Source organism: Candidatus Baltobacteraceae bacterium (assembly GCA_036488875.1).
Lineage (GTDB): Bacteria > Vulcanimicrobiota > Vulcanimicrobiia > Vulcanimicrobiales > Vulcanimicrobiaceae > JAFAHZ01.
This window is the reverse complement of sequence record DASXGW010000008.1, coordinates 166,509-188,972: the sequence shown is the minus strand read 5'-3', so window position 1 is coordinate 188,972 and position 22,464 is coordinate 166,509. Positions and strand designations below refer to the sequence as shown.

The 22,464-nt window shown below is 63.4% G+C and carries 17 protein-coding genes; 10 read left to right on the top strand and 7 right to left on the bottom strand.

Translation table 11 applies throughout. The features are described from left to right. Positions 1-53: 53 nt before the first annotated feature. Positions 54-671: a Maf family protein gene (locus VGG89_11150; protein HEY1977097.1), complete on the bottom strand. Its 618-nt coding sequence runs from the start codon at positions 669-671 to the stop codon at positions 54-56. A 29-nt stretch (positions 672-700) separates the two neighbouring features. Here VGG89_11150 and VGG89_11145 point away from each other — a divergent pair, with 29 nt between their 5' ends. The 4 genes from VGG89_11145 to VGG89_11130 are packed head-to-tail and all read left to right on the top strand — an operon-like array spanning position 701 to position 5,932. Then, the gene (locus VGG89_11145) at positions 701-1,816 is read left to right on the top strand and encodes an HlyD family efflux transporter periplasmic adaptor subunit (GenBank protein ID HEY1977096.1); all 1,116 of its coding nucleotides are present in this window, start codon (positions 701-703) and stop codon (positions 1,814-1,816) included. Further along, positions 1,804-3,714 carry an ATP-binding cassette domain-containing protein gene (locus VGG89_11140; GenBank protein HEY1977095.1) on the top strand — a complete coding sequence of 637 codons (1,911 nt, stop codon included), beginning with the start codon at positions 1,804-1,806 and terminating at the stop codon, positions 3,712-3,714. Before VGG89_11145 ends, VGG89_11140 begins: the two co-directional genes overlap by 13 nt. Further along, entirely contained in the window at positions 3,714-4,817 is a 1,104-nt protein-coding gene (locus tag VGG89_11135; GenBank protein HEY1977094.1) for an ABC transporter permease, read from the top strand. Before VGG89_11140 ends, VGG89_11135 begins: the two co-directional genes overlap by 1 nt. 2 nt (positions 4,818-4,819) lie before the next feature. Beyond that, positions 4,820-5,932 (top strand): ABC transporter permease, encoded by a 1,113-nt coding sequence (locus tag VGG89_11130; GenBank protein ID HEY1977093.1) that lies wholly within the window; start codon positions 4,820-4,822, stop codon positions 5,930-5,932. Positions 5,933-6,085: 153 nt separating this feature from the next. Here VGG89_11130 and VGG89_11125 read toward each other — a convergent pair whose 3' ends face one another. The 6 genes from VGG89_11125 to VGG89_11100 form a co-directional block, all read right to left on the bottom strand. Then, positions 6,086-7,252, bottom strand: a complete 1,167-nt coding sequence (locus tag VGG89_11125) for a serine hydrolase domain-containing protein (GenBank protein ID HEY1977092.1) — start codon at positions 7,250-7,252, stop codon at positions 6,086-6,088. After that, a complete protein-coding gene (locus tag VGG89_11120; protein ID HEY1977091.1) occupies positions 7,249-7,665 on the bottom strand; it encodes a DUF3465 domain-containing protein in 417 nt (138 codons plus the stop codon). Before VGG89_11120 ends, VGG89_11125 begins: the two co-directional genes overlap by 4 nt. Continuing rightward, positions 7,643-8,254, bottom strand: coding sequence for a nicotinate-nucleotide adenylyltransferase (nadD, locus tag VGG89_11115; GenBank protein ID HEY1977090.1), 612 nt, complete (start codon positions 8,252-8,254; stop codon positions 7,643-7,645). Before nadD ends, VGG89_11120 begins: the two co-directional genes overlap by 23 nt. Further along, positions 8,254-9,519, bottom strand: a complete 1,266-nt coding sequence (obgE, locus tag VGG89_11110) for a GTPase ObgE (GenBank protein ID HEY1977089.1) — start codon at positions 9,517-9,519, stop codon at positions 8,254-8,256. Before obgE ends, nadD begins: the two co-directional genes overlap by 1 nt. Before the next feature lie 70 nt (positions 9,520-9,589). Then, positions 9,590-9,868: a 50S ribosomal protein L27 gene (rpmA, locus tag VGG89_11105; protein HEY1977088.1), complete on the bottom strand. Its 279-nt coding sequence runs from the start codon at positions 9,866-9,868 to the stop codon at positions 9,590-9,592. Between the two features lie 61 nt (positions 9,869-9,929). Then, positions 9,930-10,196, bottom strand: a complete 267-nt coding sequence (locus VGG89_11100; protein HEY1977087.1) for a hypothetical protein — start codon at positions 10,194-10,196, stop codon at positions 9,930-9,932. 379 nt (positions 10,197-10,575) lie between these two features. Here VGG89_11100 and dnaA point away from each other — a divergent pair, with 379 nt between their 5' ends. The 6 genes from dnaA to VGG89_11070 all read left to right on the top strand — a co-directional run bounded on the left by dnaA (position 10,576) and on the right by VGG89_11070 (position 22,396). Then, entirely contained in the window at positions 10,576-11,940 is a 1,365-nt protein-coding gene (gene dnaA / locus VGG89_11095) for a chromosomal replication initiator protein DnaA (GenBank protein HEY1977086.1), read from the top strand. Between the two features lie 205 nt (positions 11,941-12,145). After that, positions 12,146-13,261: a DNA polymerase III subunit beta gene (gene dnaN, locus VGG89_11090; GenBank protein ID HEY1977085.1), complete on the top strand. Its 1,116-nt coding sequence runs from the start codon at positions 12,146-12,148 to the stop codon at positions 13,259-13,261. Beyond that, the gene (gene recF, locus VGG89_11085; protein ID HEY1977084.1) at positions 13,262-14,377 is read left to right on the top strand and encodes a DNA replication/repair protein RecF; all 1,116 of its coding nucleotides are present in this window, start codon (positions 13,262-13,264) and stop codon (positions 14,375-14,377) included. It begins immediately after the preceding gene. Continuing rightward, positions 14,371-15,207, top strand: a complete 837-nt coding sequence (locus VGG89_11080) for a DUF721 domain-containing protein (GenBank protein HEY1977083.1) — start codon at positions 14,371-14,373, stop codon at positions 15,205-15,207. The genes recF and VGG89_11080 overlap by 7 nt, the downstream gene beginning before the upstream one ends. A 5-nt stretch (positions 15,208-15,212) precedes the next feature. Then, a complete protein-coding gene (gene gyrB / locus VGG89_11075; GenBank protein HEY1977082.1) occupies positions 15,213-17,108 on the top strand; it encodes a DNA topoisomerase (ATP-hydrolyzing) subunit B in 1,896 nt (631 codons plus the stop codon). A gap of 56 nt (positions 17,109-17,164) precedes the next feature. Then, on the top strand, positions 17,165-22,396 hold the full coding sequence (locus VGG89_11070) for a translocation/assembly module TamB domain-containing protein (GenBank protein HEY1977081.1): 5,232 nt from the start codon (positions 17,165-17,167) through the stop codon (positions 22,394-22,396). The last annotated feature ends 68 nt before the right edge of the window (positions 22,397-22,464 follow it).

The following is a 22,464-nucleotide window of genomic DNA, read 5'->3' as shown; positions in this document are numbered from 1 at the left end:
CTTCGTTCGTCCCGATAAGTAAAAATGGGCCAGCCCCTTACGAATTAACGCCCCTACGTTATTTGATTCTTCGGCAAGGGCAACGCAAATCCCAACCGGCGCAGCGTGCGAACGAAGCGCGCCAACGGAAAGCCCATGACGGTATAAAAGTCGCCCATGATCGACTCCACCAGCGCGGCGGCAAGCCCCTGAATGCCGTAGGCACCCGCTTTATCGAGCGGTTCCCCGGTTGCAACGTAGTCGCCGATCTCGTCCGGCGTCAGCCGGTAAAAGCGAACTACGGTCGTCGAGCGTTCATTGATCGTTTCGCCCCCGGGCACGGCCAGCGCAAAGGCGGTGTGCACGAGGTGCTCGCGGCCCGAGAGCACGGAGAGCATCCGGACCGCGTCGGCTTCGTCCGCCGGCTTGTTGAGCGCGGCCCCATCGACGTCGACCACGGTATCGGCGGCGACGACCGGTACGGCGGAGTCACCGATCTTGGCGATCGCGGCGGCCAGCTTTTCGCGGGCGTGCGCGACGGCAAGCTCGGCCGGGGTGAGCTGCGGCGAGTCGGGCTCGTGGTAGCCGCTGGGCGCAACCTCGACGTCAAGCCCGAGCGAACGGAGCAGCTCCAAACGGCGCGGCGACGCGCTCGCTAAGATAATTCTCGTGAGGGGACAGGGCTCGCTCATTGCAGTATCAGGGCGGGATGCGTGTTCGCATGGATCAACGCCTCCTTCAGGCTGCCCTCATGGCGGCCGCCGTCGTGCTGCCCTCAATTAGTGGTTGCTCGGGAGCGCCCGGCAACACCGTCGCGCTCAGCGGACGGATCGAAGGCGATGACTCGGCCGTTGCCTCAAAACTGCCCGGCCGCGTTCTGGCGGTTCGCGTGCGCGAAGGCGACATGGTGAGCGCAGGTGAGGTGATCGCGACGCTCGACGACGCGCAAGCGCGCGCCACCGTCGCCGAAGCGGAAGCGCGCGTATCGGCCGCGCAGCGGCAAGTCCCGGTGTTGCAGGCACAGCTGCGCCAAGCCCAACTCGGAACCGAGCAAGCCAGCGTCGGCGCATCCGGCGACGTCAGCGCTGCGCAATCCCAAGTCGCGGCGTCCGACTCGCAGCTCTCGCAAGCGCAAGCCGCGTACAACCTCGCCGCCTATAACGAAAAGATGGCGAAGAACCTGTTCAAGACCGGCGACGTGTCGGAGCTGCAGCGCAATCGCGCCGTCTCCGACGCACAGCAGGCTCAAGCGACGCTCGACGCCGCGCGTCAGCGAACGCAGGCGGCGCAGGGTCAGCTCCGGTCGGCAAGCGCGACGTTGAGCAACGCGCCGATGCGCGAACAGCAAGCGGCGGCCGTTTCGGGACAGATCAACCAGCAGACGTCGGCGGTCTCCGCCGCAATGGCGCAGCTCGATCAAGCACGCGCGAACCTGCGCGACTTGACGATTCGCGCGCCGTTTGCCGGAACGGTGCTCACGCGTTCGGCGGAGCCGGGCGAAGTGCTGGCCGCCGGCACCCCGGTCGTGACGTTGCTCAACCTGCAGAAAGTGTATCTGCGCGGATTCGTCCCCGAAGGGCAGATCGCACGCGTCAAGCTCGGTCAATCCGCACGGATCTATTTCGATGACGATCCCAAGCACCAACATCCGTATGACGCATACGTGATGCGCATCGATCCCGAAGCGATGTTCACGCCGGAGAACACGTACTTTCAAAGCGACCGCGTGCAGCAGGTTTTCGGCGTCAAGTTAGGCCTTCGCGGCGGCTACGGCTCCGCGCATCCGGGAATGCCTGCCGACGCTGAGATTCTCGTCGGCGGATCGTGGCCGAAGTAGCGGTCGCACTTCGCGACCTGCGTAAGCGTTACGGCACCCTCGAAGCCGTGCGCGGCATTACGTTCGACGTCGAAAAAGGCGAGATTTTCGGCTTCATTGGGCCCGACGGCGCCGGGAAAACGACGACCTTCGAAATTCTCGCCGGCGTCATGAATCCCACGTCGGGCGAAGTCGACGTCTTTGGACGATCCGCGCGCGACGCGCGCTTGAAAACCGGCTATCTGACGCAAGGCTTCACGCTCTATCACGATCTCACCGTGATGGAAAACATCCGCTACATCGGCGACCTGCGCTTGGCGCCGCCCGATACCGTGGTCGCGCGCGGCCGGCATTATCTCGGACTGTTCGGCATGGCGCAGTTCGAAGACCGGCTCGCGGGCAATCTCAGCGGCGGCATGCAAAAGAAGCTCGCGTTAGCGTGTGCGCTCGTTCCGCAGCCCAACGTGCTGCTGCTCGACGAACCGACGACGGGCGTCGATCCGGTCTCGCGGCGCGAGTTTTGGGATTCGCTCGCGCACTTGGCCAACGAAGGGTTGACGATTCTCGTCGCGACGCCGTACTTGGACGAAGCGGAACGCTGCAACCGCGTCGCGTTCATGCATTTGGGCGAAATCAAAGAGCTCGACACGCCCGATCGTCTGCGCAAGAGCCTGCACGCGCAGCGCCTCGAGGTGTATTTAAACGATCTGCGCCAGGTCGGTGCCGCCGTGCGTGCGATCGAGCCGCGCTCCGGCGTCGTCGACGTGCAGCGTTTCGGCGATCATCTCGACGTCTTAGCCGACGACGCGCACGTGCAGAGCGTGCAGAGCGACGTAACGTCGGTGCTGTCGCGCGACGGAATCGCGGTCGGCGAAGTCCGCACCGACGAACCCACCTTGGAAAACGTCTTCGTGGCGTCGATCCGCGCGTCGGATCCCCCACTCGACTGCGGTCCGTTTCCGCTCAAGCGCGCGCCGGTCGATCGTCCCAACGACGTCGCCATCGGTGCGCAGTCGCTGGTCAAACGCTTTGGGACCTTTACCGCGGTCGACCGGTTGAGCCTCGAGGTGCGCTTTGGCGAAGTCTACGGGCTGCTCGGCGCCAACGGCGCGGGCAAGACGACGACGATCCGCATGCTGTGCGGCTTGCTGGGACCGACGTCGGGATCGACGATTCTCGCCGGCGTCAGCGGCAACGTTCGTTCCGGCGACGTGCGCCGGCGCGTCGGCTACATGTCGCAGAAGTTTTCGCTCTACGACGATTTGACGATCGCCGAGAACCTCGAGTTCTTCGCCGGCGTGTACGGCGTGCCCAAAGACGAACGCGACGAGAAGATCGCGTGGGTGCTCGACTTTGCCGGACTGCGCGGCAAAGAAGAGGAGATCACGGGCAGCCTGCCCGGCGGCTGGAAGCAGCGCGTCGCGTTCGGCTCGGCGATCATGCACGAACCGACGGTCCTGTTTTTGGACGAGCCGACCTCGGGCGTCGACCCGATCGCGCGCCGCAGTTTCTGGAGCATGATCGATCAGCTGGCCGAGGCCGGCACCGCCGTGCTCGTCACGACGCACTATTTAGAAGAAGCCGAACAGTGTAACCGGCTCGGCTTCATGGCCGCCGGCAAGCTGATCGCCCAAGGCACCCCGACCGAAGTGAAGGCGCGCCAGCACGGTTCGCTGATCGAGATCCGGGTCGACGATCTGCAAAAGGCCGTCGCCGTGCTGCAAGGCGCACGCGAGCGCGTCTCGCTCTTTGGCGACCGGCTGCACGTCGTGGTCGACGGGGACGCCGGCACGGCGGTGAGCGCCTTGACCGCGCAACTCGAAGGCGCGGGCGTGCGCGTCATCGCCGCGCGCCGCGCCCAGTTCTCGCTCGAAGACGTCTTCATCGGTGCGGTCGAACGCGCCGAGGCGGCCGCCTGATGCGCCGCATTCTCGCACAGGTGCGCAAGGAGCTGACCCAGCTCGTTCGCGACCGGCTCGCGCTGGCGCTGGCGCTGCTGCTTCCGGCGTTTCTGCTGCTGCTGATGGGCACGGCGATCTCGCTGACGGTCGACGACATGCCGCTGGTCGTTCAGGATCTCGACAACTCGCCGGCGTCGATCGCATTGGCCGACGCCTTTCGCGCATCGCTGACGTTTCACGTTATCGCGTATCCCGTGCAGCAGGATCCCGTGCGCGCGCTGACCGGCAACCGCGTGCGCGGCGTCTTGATCATTCCCGAGCACTTCGAGCACGATCTCGCGCGCCGGCAGCCGGTGCAGGTGCAGCTGCTCGTCGACGGCACCGACGCCAACACCGCCAAACTGGTCGCCGGCTACGCGCAATCCGTGGTCGCCGCGTACAACGCGCGTGTCGCTCCGCGTCCGCCCGGAGGCATTCAAGCCGTCATCCGTCTTTGGTTCAACCCCGGCCTGGACTCGAAGAAGTTCTACGGACCGGGCATCTTCGTGCTGGTGCTCACGCTCTTTCCGACCTTGCTCGCCGCGCTGTCGGTCGCGCGCGAGGGTGAAGAGAAGACGATCTTACAGATTTACGTTTCGAATATCTCCGCGCACGAGTATCTGCTCGGTAAGATCTTTGCGATCATGGTCGTGTTTGCCGCCGAAGCCGTCTTGCTGAGCATCCTGCTGTTCACGTATTTCGGCGTGAGCTTGGCCGTCGATCCGACCTCGCTGATCGTCGGGTCGATTCTCTACGCGTTCTGCGTCGCGGCCTTCGGCGTGATGGTGGGTGTCGCGATTCCCAACCAGCTCGGCGCGATCTCGGTCGTGGCGCTCGGCGGCTTCTTGCTGGTCTTCATCATGTCCGGCTTGCTCTTCCCGATCGAGAACATTCCCGCGTCGCTGCGCTGGATCTGCAACCTGGTGTGGGGACGCTACTACATCGAAATCGTGCGCGACGCGTTTCTGCAGGGTGCCGGCTGGCCCGCGACCTGGTGGAAGGCCATCGTCATCGCCTTCATCGGAGCGATCTTCTACGGCAACGCCTGGCGAAGCACGCGCTCGATGCAGTTGAAGTATTAGCGATGTTCGGCTACCGCTTTCGCGCCTTGCTCTTCAAAGAGTTCCGGCAAATGCGCCACGACAGGCGGATTGCGTTCGTCGCCATTCTTGCCCCATTCATCCAGCTGTGCGTCTTCGGCTTCGTGCTCAGCGCGAACGTCACGAACCTGCCGATCGGTATTCTCGACGAGTCGCAGACGCCGGAAAGCCGCTCGCTGATCTCTGCCCTGACGCAGAGCGAAGCGTTCACGCTGCAGGGATTCTATTCGTCGCCGCAAGCGCTCGGCCACGCGATTACCGTCGGCACGCTCGACGCCGGCGTGGTCATTCCGTTCGATTACGCGCGCCGGCTCTACCGGCACCAAGTCGCGCAAGTGCAGTTTCTGCTCAACGGCACCAACGCCAACACCGCCGAGATCGCACAAGGCTACGCATCGGAAATCATCTCGGTCGACAACCTGCGAACGCTATCTCGCGTTCTCAACGCCGGCGGCCCGGTCCAGCTGATGCCGGCATTTCTCAACAATCCGGGGCTGGTCGGTTCGTGGTTCATGGTCTGCGGCGTGCTCGGCATGCTGATGATCCTCAACGGCTCGATGATCTGCTCGACCCAGATGATCAAAGAACGCTCCGCGGGCACAATCGATCAGCTGCTGATGTCGCCCGCGACCACGTCGGAAATCATCCTCGCGAAGATCATCCCGCTGTTTTTGCTGCTGGGCACGATGACGACGGTCTCGCTCGTAGCGGTTCGGTTCATCTTCGGCGTGCCGTTTCACGGCGGATTGGGCCTGGTGATCCTCGGCGCGGCGCTGTGCGTGCTCTCGGGCATCGCGCTGGGCATGTTCGTCGCGACCTTGGCCAAGAACGCGCTGCAGGCGCAGCTCGCGGTGTTCTTCCTCAATCCCCCGCTGGCGGCGCTGTCGGGTGCCTTCACGCCGATCGAAGCAATGCCGAAGTGGCTGCAGCCGTTTACGATCCCCAATCCGGTCGCCAACTGGGCGATCATCGCCCGCGGCGCGCTGATCAAAGGCAGCCCGTTCGACGTGCTCTGGCAGAATTTTCTATGGCTGTTTCTGTTCACGTTGATCCTGCTAACGCTCAGCGTAATCCGCTACCGCAAGCAACTCGCCTAATGTCATCCTGAGCGCAGCGCGCCAACCCATTGTCATCCTGAGCGTAGCGAGCCAACCCATTGTCATCCTGAGCGTAGCGAGCCAAGCCATTGTCATCCTGAGCGTAGCGAGCGCAGCGAGCGAAGTCGAAGGGCAGGCGCATCAAAAACACGCTCACAACCCTTTGTCGCCTCCGGAAAACGGAACGTTGCCGGGTGTCATGATACGCGCGATGTCCCGAAAGATCGCGTTGGCGACGCCGGGAGACGGCTTGTCGGCTTGCAAGTCGACCCATGCCACGATGAACGCCCCGGTCGCCGGGAAATAATAGTCCGCGGTATTGTAACCCGGTAGCCCGCCGGTATAGCCATACCAGCCGGCGCTGCAGCCCAGACCGAGTCCGAACGCAAGATTTCCGTGTCCCGTCGGAACGCAATTCATCAACGCGCGATGGGTAGCCGGTTTGCTCGCTTTGCCGGCAACGTACAGCGTGATCCATTTCCGCATGTCCGTCATGTCGGAGATCATCTCGCCGGCTGCGCCCATGAGTGAAACGGGTATGGTTCCGCTAACGTCTTCCCAGTTGCGGTTCTTGTCCAGACCGTAGCCGTGCGCCCAGGGATCCGGCATCGCTTGCGTTTGCGGATAGCTCGTTTGCGAAAGACCGAACGGGATCAGCAGCCGCTTGCGAATTTGATCGCCCACGCTATCGTGCGTGAGCGCCTCGATGATTTGCCCGAGGATGAGATAGTTGGTGTTGCTGTAGTTGTAACCCGCGTTCGGCGCAAAGTACGGCTTTTGAGCGACGGCCCAACCGATCAGCGTCTTCGGATCGAACGTCGTTTCGGGTTTGACGTTCATGCGGTTCATCTGCGGTGTGTCGAAGGCCTCGAAGAGTCCGCTGCGCATCTCGCAGAGCTCGCGCACGGTGATGTTCCGGGCGTTTGGCACCTTGACGCCGATGTCGAACTTGTCGAGCGAGTCGTCGAGGCTGAGTTTGCCTTCGTCGACGAGCTGCAGAATGACGCTCACCACGAAGGTTTTCGTATTACTGCCGATGCGGAAGTGATCGGCCGCCGTGAGCGCGCGTTTGTTGGCGAGATCGGCGTAGCCGAAATCGTGCACGTACGACCCGCCGGCGCCGTCCCATACACCGATCAGCACGCCCGGTACGGGCGTCTTGCCACCGTAGACGATTCGCTCGCGCTCGACGGCCGCAGCGATCGCTCGCGAGACGTTCGCATCTGCCAGCACCGCGTTCTTTATGCCGCCCGCGCTTGCCGTTTGCGCCGGTCCCGCAAAGCTCAAAGCGATGAGAGCGGCGGCGATGAGCTTGCTCATTGATACGTCTTTCCCCCGATGATGATGAAGCCGGCTTCGTGACGGAAACGCGGATCGTGATGCGTCCAATGAATGACGCCGCCGCGCGAATAGTATTCGTACTCGCCTTTGACCGTTACCGGATCGCCGTTTGCAATGGGAAACGTGCCGGCGAGATCGGTATTGACCTCGACGCGCACGATCGCGCTGCATCCGGAGTTGAGCCGCATGAGAAACCCCTCGTGCGGGCTCACGCGACCGTTTTGAATCCCAAGCACGCGCGTGACGTGACCGTCGGCGACGACCTCGACGTGCGAACGCCCCGCGTTGTACGCATCGCACACGGCGGAATCGTTCGGAGAGGTTTGTGCGGCGCAGCCTGCTAGTACGAGCAGCGCGCCCGCAACGGCCCTAAACGGGGGCCGGAACCCCATAAAGCTTCTGCGAGACGATGTACTGCCATACCGGTTCGGGGACCAGATACCGCACGCTGCGTCCTTGACTGAGCAGCGTCCGGACGGTCGTCGACGAGCTCGGAATTTCCGGCATATTCAGCGTCGTGGCACGGTCGCGCAAATGATTGGGCACCGCGGCGATCACGCGCTGCAGCGCGTCGGCGCGCACGCCCGGACGCGGCGCAATCGCAAACTTTTCGAGCGCCTCGAGCACTTCATCGAACCGCACCCACGTCGAGTTCACGAGCGAGTCGGCGCCGATAATGAACGTAAAATTTGCGCCCGGATGCTTAGCTTGCAGTTTAGGCAACAGATCGGCAGTATAACCCGTGGAGTCGGGCCTTAAGTCGGTGTCGTCGAGCTCGAACGCGCGATTGCTCGCGATGGCACCCAAGATCATCGCGCAGCGATGCTCCGCGGAGGTCTCGGGCTTGTCGCGATAATGCTGATTGCTCGCGGGCACGAACAGCACTTTATCGAGGCCCTCGAGCAGGCGCGCTGCTTCGGCTACGAAGAGATGACCGTTATGGATGGGATCGAAAGTCCCGCCGAAAATTCCAAGGCGCATTATGAATACGTAAACTCATACTGCCCAATGCGCACGGTATCCCCTTCGACGGCGCCAAGTTCACGCAATTTTTTCTCAACGCCCATCTTGCCCAGCGTGCGCTCAAAGCGCGCCAGGCCTTCATCCGAGTCGAAGTCCGTCATCGACGCAAGGCGTTCGATGCGCTCGCCGGAGACCTCGAATGCCCCGTCTCTGGCACGCTCGATTTTGAAGGCGCCCTGCGGCACGAGCTCGATGTGCGCCGTCTGCGGCGCGACGATCTCGGGCATCGGCGCGTGTTCGATGAGTTGCCAAACGGCATAGATCAAGTCGCGCACGCCTTCGTTGGTCGCCGCGCTGATGCCGCGAATCTCCGGGAAATGGTTGCGCAACTCTTCGAGCCGCTCTTGCGCGTCGGGAAGATCGAGTTTGTTGAGCACGAGCAAGGTCGGTTTTTCGAGCAGCTGCGGATTCCACGCACCGAGCTCGCGCTCGATCGTTTCCTTATCGTGCACGATTTCGTCGAACGCTTTCGCGCCGTCGAGCAAATGCACGAGCGCACGCGTGCGTTCGACGTGCTTCAAAAACAAGTCGCCTAATCCGGCGCCTTCGTGCGCGCCTTCGATGAGGCCGGGCACGTCGACCATCACAAACGAGACTTCGTCCGAAACGCGCACGACGCCGAGCTGCGGTTCGATGGTCGTAAACGGATAATCCGCGATTTTCGGACGCGCCGCGGACACGACCGACAACAACGTCGACTTGCCTGCGTTGGGAACGCCCACGATGCCGCAATCGGCGAGCAGCTTGAGCTCTAGGCGCACGGCGCACCGCTCGCCGGGCTCGCCCTTCTCGGCAAAGCGCGGCGCCTGACGGGTGCTGGTGGCAAAGTGCTGATTGCCCAGCCCGCCGCGCCCGCCTTTGGCGACGATGACGCGATCGCCCGGGTGCGCGAGATCCGAGACGAACGTCTCGGACCGGCCTTCGAAGGTGCGGTGGACGAGCGTCCCCACGGGGACCGGCACGACGAGGTCCTCGCCGCTGCGGCCCGACTTATTCGAAGTGCTGCCCGGCTTACCGGCGTCGGCGGCAAAGCTGTGGCGGAACCGGAACTCGACTAAGGTCGAGAGCTCGGGGGTCGCTTCCAGGTAGACGCTGCCGCCGTGGCCGCCGTCGCCGCCCGCCGGACCGCCCTTGGGAACGTACTTCTCGCGACGCCACGCGACGATGCCGTCGCCTCCGTTACCGGCGGCTACCGAGATCTTGGCTTCGTCGATGAACTGCACGGGCGGCTGTAGGTTCGCTGGAAATGGAAAGGGGCCCGTAGGCCCCAGCAGTCCTTAGCGCTCTCGGATTTTACGCGGCCGGCATGACGTCGACATGCTTGCGATTGCGCCGCGTAGCGAAGGTCACCGTCCCGTCGATCAGGGCGAACAGGGTGTGGTCCTTGCCGATGCCGACGTTGTGGCCGGGGTGGAAGCGGGTGCCGCGCTGGCGGACGATGATGTTGCCCGCGATCACCTGCTCGCCGCCGAACCGCTTGACGCCCAAACGCTGAGCGTTGGAGTCGCGGCCGTTGCGAGTGGATCCGGCGCCCTTCTTCGAGGCGAACAGCTGGAGGTCGAACTGGAACATAACCGGTGGAGTATACCAGGGCCGCCGCCCGGATGGCAAGGCCGCGAGTCGCTGACGCTCCTCATTGCATGATCCTCAGGACCCTATAGCCGGCAAACACCCCAATCACGATACCGGCGATCGTAAATAGCACCAGGGCCTGCGCGTTATGCCAGATTCCGGGCAACCTGAGGCTGACCCAGACGCCCATGACGATCCACAGATACACGACGGAGCCTATCGCGATTCGCATAGGAGTCAGTACGGTGGCCATCGCCGGGAAGAGGCGACTAGAGAAAACGAGGGCCGGCATCGTCAGTAAAAAGAGCGCGATCCATGCGATGGACATTATCAGTAATTCTTTCGGCCACGAGGCAACCCAGCGGCACGTGCTGCGGGTTTTGAGGCCAAAGGCCTAGGCAACCATTAGGAGCGAGCGCCAGACTTTCCACATGTGTGGACAACCCTGTGGAGAAGCGTCGCGAACGGCCCTCAGAAACCTCTCAGAAACGCCTATGGGGCCGCTGCTTTAGGGCTTGTCAATCCCCCGGATTTTTGCGGTTCATAGATTCGAAAAATCCCGGTAAAACCGTTCCACGGCACCTGTGGATAAGTGTATAAAGTCGTGCATAGAAACCGCAGGACCGGGCCCTGATTAAGCCAACGAGAGCGCCCTTCGGGGGCCGGGTGGCGCCTCCAAATCCGACCAAAAACGAGGACGCATTAGGATGGCGCTTGCGGTTGGCTCACCCGACACATCTAATGAGCTGTGGCGTTCGGCGCTTGATACGCTCGAACGCAACTTCTCCAAGCCGGTCTTCGAGATGTGGATCAAGCCCATGCGGTTCGTCTCCTATCACGGGGACGAACTGCACCTGGCCGTTCACAGCAAGTTCGCCCGCGAGTGGGTTGGGAGCAAGCTCCAGAGCCAGATTCTCGACGTTTTACGCGAGGTTTTCGGGGCTTCGCTAGAGCTGCGCTTGTCGGTGGCCGAGCCCGGCGGTGACGCCGGAGCCGCATCGCCCGCAACGCCCGCCGTCGCGGCCCGCGTCCCTGAAGAGCTGCGCACGGCGAACCTCAACGTTCGTTACACGTTTGAAGAGTTCGTCATCGGCAACTCCAATCGGTTCGCGCACGCTGCCGCACAAGCCGTCGCAAGCGCGCCCGCCAGAGCGTACAATCCGCTATTTCTGTACGGCGGCGTCGGCTTGGGCAAGACGCACTTGATGCACGCGATCGGTCATCGCGTACTGCAAGACAACAGCGGCGCAAACGTCGTCTACTGCACCTGCGAAAAGTTCACCAACGAGTTCATTATCGCACTGCAGAACAACCGCACGCCTGAGTTTCGCAACCGGTACCGGCAAGTCGACGTTCTGCTCATCGACGACATTCAGTTCTTGGCCGGCAAAGAGACGACGCAAGAAGAGTTCTTCCACACGTTTAACGCGCTGCACGAATCCGGACGCCAGCTCATTATCTCGTCGGACCGTCCGCCCAAAGAGATTCAAACGCTGGAGTCGCGCTTACGCTCGCGATTCGAGTGGGGATTGCTCACCGACATCCAGGCGCCCGATCTCGAAACGCGCGAAGCCATTCTGCGCAAGAAAGCCGAGAGCGAGAAGATTCCGGTGCCCGACGAAGTGACGTCGTTCATCGCCAAGGTTATTCCGTCGAACATCCGCGAGCTCGAAGGCGCGCTCATTCGCGTCGTGGCATACGCTTCGTTGACCAAATCGCCGATCACGATCGATCTGGCCGCCGAAGTGCTCAAGAGCGCCGTCGCGCAGGTTCCGCTGCAGCGCATCACGATCCCCAAGATCAAAGACACCGTCGCCGGCGCGCACGGACTCACCGTCAAAGAGATGGACAACGGGCGGCGCGATCAGCGCTTGGCAGCCCCGCGTCAGATCGCCATGTACATCGCTACCGAGCTCACGCAGTATTCGCTGCCGCAGATCGCCCGCGAGTTCGGCAAGAAAGACCACACCACGGTCATGTACGCGCGCGACAAGATCAAGGACCAAATGCAGCGCGACGAGGCTTATCGCAACAAAATCCGGCAGCTGATTGCGATGTGTCAAAACCCCTAGGCCCGTGGGGATAACCCCGGCCCTCGGATACCCGGCGTGGAACTGTGGAGGTCCCGGGATAACCGTCCACACGTTATCCCACGCGAAAAGTCGCGCCGCAGCAAGCAAATGGGCACTTCTTCGCAGAATACACCGCTCTACTACTATTACGACTCCTTACGTATATTCTTACTAGGAAAAATCGCACGCCCGACGACGGTGGAAAATGAAGTTTAGCTGTAACACGAAGGACATCTCCGCAGCAGTGGGGGCCGCCAGCAAGGTGGTCAACCAACACACCACGGTGCCCATTCTGTCCAACGTGCTGCTGCAGGCCGACGACGGAAAGATCGCGGTGCGGGCGACGGACCTCGAGCTGACCCTCGAACACGCCTTCCCGGCAGAGATCACCGAGGTGGGTTCGGTAACGGTACCGGCCAAGCTCTTCTCGAGCTATCTGGGGAACTTGCCGGCGGGGATGCTCGAGCTCACCGGAACGCCGACGCGTGCCAGCATCAAGTGCGATCGCAGCAACTACGACTTTCACGCGCTGCCCGCCGACGAGTATCCGCCGCTGCCGGCGGCCACGCGCGGCTCGCACTTCACGATCGCGGCAAAGCGCTTTCGCGACGGCATCGACGGCACGATCTTCGCGGCCTCCAGTGAAGAGGCGCGCGGCGCCGTCCTCATGGGAACGCTGCTCGAGATCGAAGGCGACTCGCTGACGATGGTCGCCACCGACGGCTACCGTCTCGCGAAGTTCACGACCACGCTCGACGACGGCATCACCGGCAGCGAACGGTACATCATTCCATCGCGGGCGTTGGCCGAAGTCGCGCGGAATCTCGGCGGAGGCGAGCAGATCGCGGTCAGTGCCCTGGGCGCGCAGAGCAATCAGCTTCAGCTGACCGCCGGCACGGTGTCGATTACGGTGCGTCTGGTCGACGGACAGTATCCCAACTATCAGCAAGTCATTCCCGCGAAGTTCGACCGCTCGGTCACGGTCAACACCGCGGCGCTCATCGGCAGCCTCAAACGCGCCGAGCTCGTCGCCGGCGACCGCGCCAGCATGGTGAAGCTCTCCGTCGCCAATCAGACCCTGATCGTCACCGCGAGCTCCGACATCTCGGGCAACGCCTACGAAGAGATCGAAGTCGAGCAGACGGGCGAAGATTTGACCATCGCGTTCAACGCGCGCTACTTGGTCGAGATTCTCAACCACGTCAAGAGCGACAAGACCGCCATCGAGTTTCTCGGACCGCTTTCGCCCGCGGCAATCCGCCCGCTCGAGCCGCTCGATTCCGGCCAACAGCTCTACGTGCTGATGCCGCTGCGTCAGTAGTTGCTTCTCGAGCGCGTAGCACTTTCAAACTTTCGTAATTATGCGGAGCTCGATCTCGAGCTTGCGCCCGGACTCAACGTATTTGTCGGCGCCAACGCGCAAGGGAAAAGCAACTTGCTCGAAGCGATTGCGATGCTGGGCACCGGGAAATCGTTTCGCACCAGCCGCGATGCCGACGTGGTACGCACGGGCGTCGAGCTCGCGGTCGTGAGCGGCAAAGCATCGATGCGAGCGGGAAGCGTGTCGCTGGCGTGCGCGATCGCCAAAGGCGGACGCGGAACGAGCAAAACGTACACGCTCAACGGCAGCAACGTACGCTACGCCAACTTCCTCGGAAAGCTGCGGGTCGTCACGTTCGTCCCTGCCGATCTGCAACTGGCAAGCGGCGCGCCCGGCGTGCGGCGCGCGTTCCTCAACACGGCGCTCGCGCAAGACGAGCCGCGTTACTATCGCGAGCTCGCGCGCTATCGCAAAGCCGTTTCGCAGAAGAACGCGATGCTGCGCGGAACGGTTACGTTCGACCAAGAGCTGCTGTCGATCTACGACCGCACGCTGGTGGAAGCGGGGACGCAGCTGATCCTAGCGCGCGAGCGGTTCGTTCGCGCGTTGGCGGCGCAAGCCGCGCGCGCACACGCGCGCTTTACCGGCGGTGCCGAGGCACTCGGCGTCGAGTACGATCCCGACGTCGCGTTCGAATCCCCAACGGCCGACGCCGTTGCCGGCGCCTTCGAAGCGCGCCTGCGTCACGTCGCCGACGCCGAACGCGCACGCAAGGCGGCCGTCGCCGGCCCACATCGCGACGACGTTCTGCTAACGCTCGACGGTGTGACGCTCGACACGTACGGCTCGCAAGGCCAACAGCGCACGGCGGTGCTCGCGCTCAAGGTTGCCGAATACGGCGTCATGCACGAACGCGCCGGCGAAGCGCCGCTGCTGTTGCTCGACGACGTCCTCTCGGAGCTCGATCGCGACCGCGCAGCGGCCTTCTTGAACAGCGTCGGCGATTACGAGCAAGCCTTCGTGACCGCGACCCATCTGCCCGACACGTTGCACGGCACGGTGCATCGCTATCGTATCGAAGCGGCGCGCGTCGCGGCGGAGATTCCGGCATGCTGAAGCTGTCCGAGGCGCTGAAGAACTGGCAGCCCACGGCGGGCGCGCCGCGCGACCCGGTAGACCTGCTGGGCGCGGGCTGGGCCGAGATCGTCGGCGCGGACGTCGCCAAGAACTCGCGTCCCACCAAGCTCGCCGGCGACGCACTTCTGGTGACGGTGCGGTCGAGCGCGTGGAGCCATCAGCTAAGCCTCCTTTCCGAGACGATCCTCACGGCAATCCGCGCGCGGGTACCGAGCGCCGGCGTGGAGCGGCTGCGCTTTCGCGTGGGGCGAATCGCCGAAGCGGTAAAGGTCGCGACCCCTTCGAAACGGCCGGCCGGCTCGCCGCGGCGCGTTGCTGCGCGGCCGGAATCGGCCACGCTGGAAGAGGCGATGACGCGGCTGCGCGAGGACGTCACGGCCGCGCGGCGGGCAAAGCTGGCAGCGGGGTGGAAAGAGTGCAAAGGCTGCGGCGCACTCGTCGCGCCGGACGAGCCAGCGCTGTGCACCGTCTGCGCCGACGCGCGGACACGCGAGCGGGCCGGCGAAGCGGCGCGGCTGCTCTTCGAAGCACCGTGGTTGGGTTATACCGGAACGGCGGCGCTCGTCTCGGGGTTATCACTAGAGGATTACGAAGCGATTCGCGCGCGCTTACTCTCGGCGTGGTGGGAAACGTTGTCTAGAGCGCGGGCGGCCAAGCGCCTTTCCCGTGACGGACGCGAGCGGTCGGTTGCCAGTTCGTACGTCCTCTTGCGCAGCAAGCTGCCGCCGGAAGATATCGTTCCGGCGACGGTACGCAGCGTGCTCGGCGACGAGCTGCACGATTTGATTTATGGAACGGAACACAGTTAAAACGAATGTCCAATAACTACACAGGCGAACAGATCGAAGTTCTCAAGGGTCTCGAGGCGGTACGCAAACGCCCAGGCATGTACATCGGCAATACCGCCGAGCGCGGTTTGCATCAACTCGTGTACGAAGCCGTCGACAACGCCGTCGACGAGGCGCTCGCGGGATACGCGAACAACGTCGTCGTGACGCTCCACGCGGACAACTCCTGTTCGGTCGAAGACAACGGCCGCGGCATTCCGGTCGACATCCACGCCGGCGAGAAGCTGCCGGCGGTGGAAGTCGTCATGACGATCCTGCACGCCGGCGGTAAGTTCGGTAAGGGCGGATACAAGGTGTCGGGCGGTCTGCACGGCGTCGGCATCTCCGTCGTCAACGCGCTTTCGGAATGGATGATTACGCGCGTCAAGCGCGACGGCAACGAGTACGAAATGAGGTTCGAGCGCGGCATCACCGTGCAGAAGCTCAAGAAGATCGGGAAAACCGAGGGAACGGGCACGGTGCAGTGGTTCAAGCCCGATACGCAGATGTTCGAAGTGCTGGCGTTCCACTGGGACATCTTGCAGAAGCGGCTTCGCGAGCTGGCCTTCCTCAATCGCGGATTGTCGATCACGCTGCGCGACTTGCGCGGCGAAACGCCGCGCGAGCGCAATTATAAGTTCGAAGGCGGCATCGTCTCGTTCGTCGAGTGGCTCAACGAGAAGAAGGATCCGCTGCACCCGATCATCTCGACGCACGCCGAGCGCGACGGCGTCGACGTCGAGGTCGCGATGCAATACACCGACACGTACGCCGAAACGATCTTCGCGTACGCGAACAACATCAACACCATCGAAGGCGGCATGCACCTGCTCGGCTACCGCACGGCGGTCGCCAACGCGGTGAACTCCTACGCCCGCAAGCGCGGGATGCTCAAAGAGAGCGACACCCAGCCGTCGACCGACGACATCATGGAAGGGCTGACCGCCGTCGTTTCGGTGAAGCTGCAAGACCCGCAGTTCGAAGGCCAGACGAAGACCAAGCTCGGCAACGCGCGCGTGCGCAGCATCGTCTACGGTTTGGTCAACGAGCGGCTCGAGTTTTTCTTCGAAGAGAATCCGAAGTTCGCGCGGGCGATCATCGACAAGTGCATGCAGGCGCAGCGCGCGCGCGAAGCAGCGAAGAAAGCGCGCGATCTCTCGCGGCGCAAGAACGCATTGGAAGGCTCGGGCCTGCCCGGCAAACTGGTGGACTGCAAGAACACCAATCCCGCCGAGAGCGAGATCTTCTTAGTCGAAGGCGACTCGGCCGGGGGTACGGCCAAGGGCGGACGCGATCCGAATACGCAAGCGATTCTGCCGCTGCGCGGCAAGATTCTCAACGTCGAAAAGGCGCGGCTCGACAAGGTGCTGGCCAACGAAGAGATTCGAACGATGATCACCGCGTTTGGAACGGGTTTCGGCGACGAGTTCAATCTCGACAAGCTTCGTTACCACAAAATCATCATCATGACCGACGCCGACGTCGACGGTTCGCACATCCGCACCTTGCTGCTGACGTTCTTCTATCGACAGATGAAGGCACTCGTCCAAGAAGGCTACGTGTACATCGCGCAGCCTCCGCTGTACGGCGTGAAGAAGGGCAAGAAGCAGTGGTGGGCCTTCAACGAAGCCGAACTCAAGTCGATCCTCGGTGACGACGGCAAAGACTATACCATCCAGCAATACAAGGGTCTGGGTGAGATGGATGCCGACCAATTGGCCGAGACGACGATGGAAGTCGGACACCGCCGTCTCAAACAGATCACCGTCGAAGACGCGGTCGAAGCCGAACAGATCTTTACCGATCTGATGGGCGACAAAGTCGAACCGCGCAAGCAGTATATCTTCGAATACGCGAAGTCGGTAAAGAACCTCGATCTTTAGCCCCGTTAATGCGGCCCGAAGGCCCCTCGGGGGCCGCGGGTAATAGGCCGATAGGCATGCGCAAGCGATGGATGACCGTGTTGGCGGTCGTTGCGGCCGGCATCGGGTTCGTGATCGTCAACCGTCACGAGATCTTGCGCTATTCCATCCAAACCATCGGCGGGCTGGCGAGTGGTTACACGATTGCACTGGCCGACCAGCACGTCGCCGGCGACGAACTCTCGCTCTTCGACGTCCGCGTGTCGCACCGGGGATACCCGTTGCTCGGCGCGCGCCGCATCGACGTTCACTACTCGCTGCGCGATCTGCTGCCGGGCAGCGTGCATCGTTTCGGCTTGACCGGCATCGAAATCACGCGCGCGAAGCTGACCATCGTGAAGTTTCGCGACGGAACGTACAACTTCAACATTCCCGGCGGCGGCCCGCCGGGGCCGCCGGTTCCGCAGGCACCGGTAACGGTGCCGCTGCGATTTTTCGTGCGCATGCACTCGGCCTCACTCGAGCTGCGCGAACCCGAAGCCTTTGATCCGAGCGCTAAGGACGTGCTCGTGCGCGACTTCAACGTCGACGCGTCGGTCGACAGCGCGGCCGTCACGAGCTATCGAGCGCGCGGAATCTTCCGCGAGCGCCGCGACGAACCGTTCACGATCGCCGGACGAATCGACTCGATCCGCAGCTACGCGATGCACCGCATGCTCGCACCGCGCTTTCCGCTGCGCGCGCTCGCAAACTACTTTGCCGATACGCCGGCGGTGCGGATTCTGCGCGGACGCGCGCGCAACTTCGACGCGCGCCTGTACTCGCTCGACGTTCGGCCCAACGTCGCGCCGAGCTACCACGTCAACTTGACGCTCGACATCGATGGCGGCCGGATGGCGCTGTCGTCGCTCGCGCAGCCGCTCGAAAACATTCACGGACATCTGCAGCTGGTCGATAACGCGTTTTTCCTCAAGCGCGTCGACGGTACGCTGTCGGGCATTCCGCTCGAGGTCACGGGCGGGATCTACGATCTCACCGGCCAGCTCACCGGCGGTGCGCAGCTGCGTTTGGGCGTGTGGGGAACGGGCGACCTGCACGACTTGCGCCACGCGTTTACGTTCACGCGCGACCAGCCGATCTCGGGCTCGACGGCGCTCGGCGTGCTGGTCGAAGGTCCGATCGATAATCCGCTCATCTTAGCGCGGGCCCGCGCGCAGCGCACGATCTACCGGCAGCTTCCTTTTGATGCGCTCGAGGCCGGCATCGTCTATCACGACAACACGCTTGCCTACGCACCGTTGCACGCCTATTACGGCGGAACCGAAGTCGGGATTCGCGGAACGATGCTGCTCGGCAAGAAGCTGCATTCCGAGTTGGCGATGCACATCGTCGGTTCGGCGGACCGCTTGCCGTATCTCGACGAGATGCTCGGCCGCGAGCCGGTAATCGTCGACGCCGATGCGGTGGGCAACGATCTGCTCTTCCACGTGCGCGGCGCCCTCGCATCGGCGCGCGGCGTCAACCGCGTCGCTGCAATGATCGATCTCGAGCCCAACGGAACCGGAAACGTCGAGCCGTTTTGGTTCCACACGGAGCGCGGCGATTTCGACGGCGGGTACTACTTGGATCGTCCGCACGACGCGAGCGGCTTTTGGGCGCTCGCGAGCGGCCTGCGTATGCGCGCGCCGACGTATAAGGCGTTCCCGGGTCTCGAGCTGCCGCAGATGCCGAAAATCAACGGCGACGCGGTCAGCATAACCATGGCCGGCGGCGGCGCCGGAAAACAGATCGTGCTCGCCGGGTTGTTCGGCGCCGAGCGCACCGATATCGCGGGCGTCAAGTTCGATCGAATGAACGGCGCGTTCTCGGGAACGCTCGCCGGTGCGTCGATCAATCTGCTGCACGCGTCCGGTCCGTGGGGCGTCTTCGACGGAGCCGGACAGTTCTCGACGCAAGCGTTCGTCGCTCGCGGCAACTATCGCGGCACGTTCGAAGGGCTGCAGCCGTTCTTGGGCAGCTCGATTCCCGGACACGGTTCGCTGGCCGGCACGGCCGCAATCGCGGTGGAAGGGAATCGCATCGTCGTTCAGGGCGTCGACTTGAAGATGCGGCGCGCGACCTTGCACGGCATTCCGATCGATCGCGCTTCGATCACGCTCGCCGTCGAAGGCAACGACTTGCAGGTCTATTCGGCGCACGCACGCGCCGCCGGCGGTGACGTCGTCGCGGCGGGAAGGTTCTCGGTCGGGAACCCGCCGCAGACGTCGCACGCGCTCTCGCTGGTCGTTCGCGGATTGAACTCCGCGCAGCTCCGCGGCATCGGTTTGCCGTTCTCCAAAGGCACGCTCGATGCAAGCGGCGATCTGGCCGGCGGCGTACCGATACCCACGTTCAACGGCGGTGTCGCGATCGCGCACGGCCGCATGCAGCAGTACGACATCTCCGGCGCGGGCGACGTTCGGCTCTCCGGCGACACCGCGTATTTGAGCCGCATGACGGCGTCGCTGGGGCCATCCTATGCATACGTCAATGGAAGCATCGGATCGCTGACGTCCAACGCGCCGACGTACTCGATCGACGCCGACGTCCCGGCCGGCCCGATCGCGGCGTCGCTGCACTCGCTGGCGTTTCCCAACTACATGACCGACGGCTCGTTCAACGCTCGGCTGCATCTCGGCGGCCGCGGAGTCGCTCCCGACGTCAGCGGGAATATCGGGGTCCCGGCCGGCGACGTCAACGGGCTGCCGTTCGTCAACGGCAGCGCTACCCTGGATGCAGATCCAACCGGCGTGAGCATTACCGGCGGCAAAGTCAGAGTCGGATCGACGCGCGCCGCGTTCAGCGCGATCGTGCGTCCGCACACCAACGAGATGCACGTCGTAGCGCCCGACGCGACGCTCTCCGATTTCAATAACTTCTTCGATACGGGCGATACGCTGGCCGGCACCGGCCGCGTGAAGATCGCGGCGACGCAACAGGCCGGACGCTTTACGACCAGCGGCGATATCGACGTGTACGGCTTCCGGTACCGGAACTTTCCCATCGGCGATACGCGCGCGACGTGGTCGAGCGCGCGCGACGTCATCAACGGATCGGTAGCGGTCGGCGGAAGTGAAGGTATGCTGCGCGCGCACGGATCGATCGGCATCGGTTCGGGCAAAACGCTGCAGTCGAGCTTGCTCGACTCGCGTTTCAATCTCACCGGCACCGTTTCCGATCTCGATCTGTCGTTATGGGTTCCGGCGTTGGGGTTGCAGCGGGTGCCGATCACCGGCCGCGCATCGGGTAACGCCACGATCGTCGGGCGTATGCCGGCGATCGGTCTGCGCGCCGCAGCGCGCGTCGACGGCGGTACGCTCGGTCCACTAACCCTCGACACCGCCGACGTGGCGCTCCATTCGATCGGCCGGCGCATCGCGCTCGATCACGCCGAGCTCGTCACACCCGGACTCTCCCTATCTGCAAACGGATCGTTCGGCTTACGCCCGGCCGACAAACTCGACGTGGCGGTTCACGCGGCGACCGGCGATCTGCCGCGGCTGGTCTATCAGCTCACGCGCGTAAGCCTTCCGGTTTCGGGTTCGTTTGAATCGACGTTGCAGATCGGCGGCGACGTCAAGTCGCCGGAGTTCCGCGCGGGAATCGACGCAACCAACGTGCTGGCGTATAACATGGCGATCGCATCGCTCTTCGGCGAAGTACGCCTGCGCGGGAACACGCTGGTGCTCTCCAATGCCGGTGCGACGTTTGCCAAGGGTGAAGCGTCGATCGCCGGATCGGTTCCGCTCGAGCTCTCGCCGCTGCGCGTCGGTCCGCTCAATCAGCCCGTGAGCGTCGACGTCGACGTGCTCGATCTCGATCCGTCGATCTTCGACAGCGTGCTCGGGAACGACACGAAAATGAGCGGCACGATCAACGGCCATCTCGGCATTTCGGGAACCGTGCGCGAGCCGGTCGTCATCGGCCACGCGTCGCTGACCAACGGTTCGTACGTAAGCAACATCGAGCGCGTGGCAATCACGCAGACCGTCGCCAGCCTTTCATTTAATCGAACGACCGCGTCGATTCAACGCGTTTCCGCGCGTTTGGGCGGCGGCACGCTCAGCGGTTCCGGCAACGTCGAGTTTCCGAAGGGACGCGGCCTATCGTTTGTCGTGAAGGCCGTCGCGAAGGGCGCGCAGCTCGACTTACCGTCGTTCGGTACGGGAACCATCGACGCCGATATCGCGCTGACCAAGACGCCGAACTCCTCGGCGTTGCTTTCGGGGAGCGCCGTGCTCAGCAATGCGACGCTTCCGTTCGTGGCGTTCATCAACGCCGCGCAGGGCGGCGCGGCCGGCGGCCTTCCGCAGATTCCGATGAGCTTCGATTTCAAGGCCGTCGCGGGCAAGAACGTACGCGTCCGCGGCAACGGTTACGGCGCGGGGCTCGACATCGGCGCAACGGGCGCCGTGCGTTTGGGCGGTACGCTGGCAAAGCCCACGCTCGACGGAGGGTTTACGTCTTCGGGTGGGACGCTTACGTACTTCGACCGCGCCTTCCGCGTTCAGGAAGGCAGCGTGCAGTTCGATCCGTCCTCCGGCTTGCTGCCGACGATCCACGCGGTCGGAACGACCAATGTGGTCAATCCCGATCCCGATCGCGCGCGCAACCCATACGGCAGCGCGCAGATCACGATCAACGTCGACGGTCAGATCGAAAATCTCAAGATCGGCTTCACGACGGTGCCCGCCGGTTACACGCGCGAGCAAGTGATCGCCATGCTCGCGCCTTTCGGCGGGTTCCTAGGCGGGATCGCCTTCAATAGCGCTGGTGTCGTGCAGGTGCAGTCACCCGGCGGAATCACCCCGTACGGCGCGCTCCAGCCGCTGCCCGGAATCTACGACCTGCAGCGCAACGGCACGATCACGGTCGGCCAGGAAGCGTTCAATATCCTCAACGCGCAGTTTACGGCCGGCCTGCTCGGACCGGTTGAGAACGCCCTCGGTCAGGGTCTGGGGCTCTCGAGCGTTAATCTCTCGTTGGGCTATTACGGAAACGTCGGCGTCACGGCGACGCGCGTGTTGGGCAAGGCCGTGAGCGCCGTCTACGCGACCACCTTCGGGCTGCCGCAGATCCAGTCGTTCGGGATCCAGGTCGACCCGTCGGAGTACACGTCCGCGACGCTCAGCTTCTTTTATCAGACGGGCCCATACAAACTCTTGGACACGACGCCGGCGCAGGCGCTCGGTTATAACCAGACGGTGCTCCTGGGTCAGCCGATCTACGGCACCAGCGGCTTCAGCTTCAAGCTCCAGAGGTATTTATGAGGAAACGTTCAGGGTTTTGGACCGAGGCAAGGACCGGGGTACAGCAGGGCGAACAGGGCGTGCCGGGT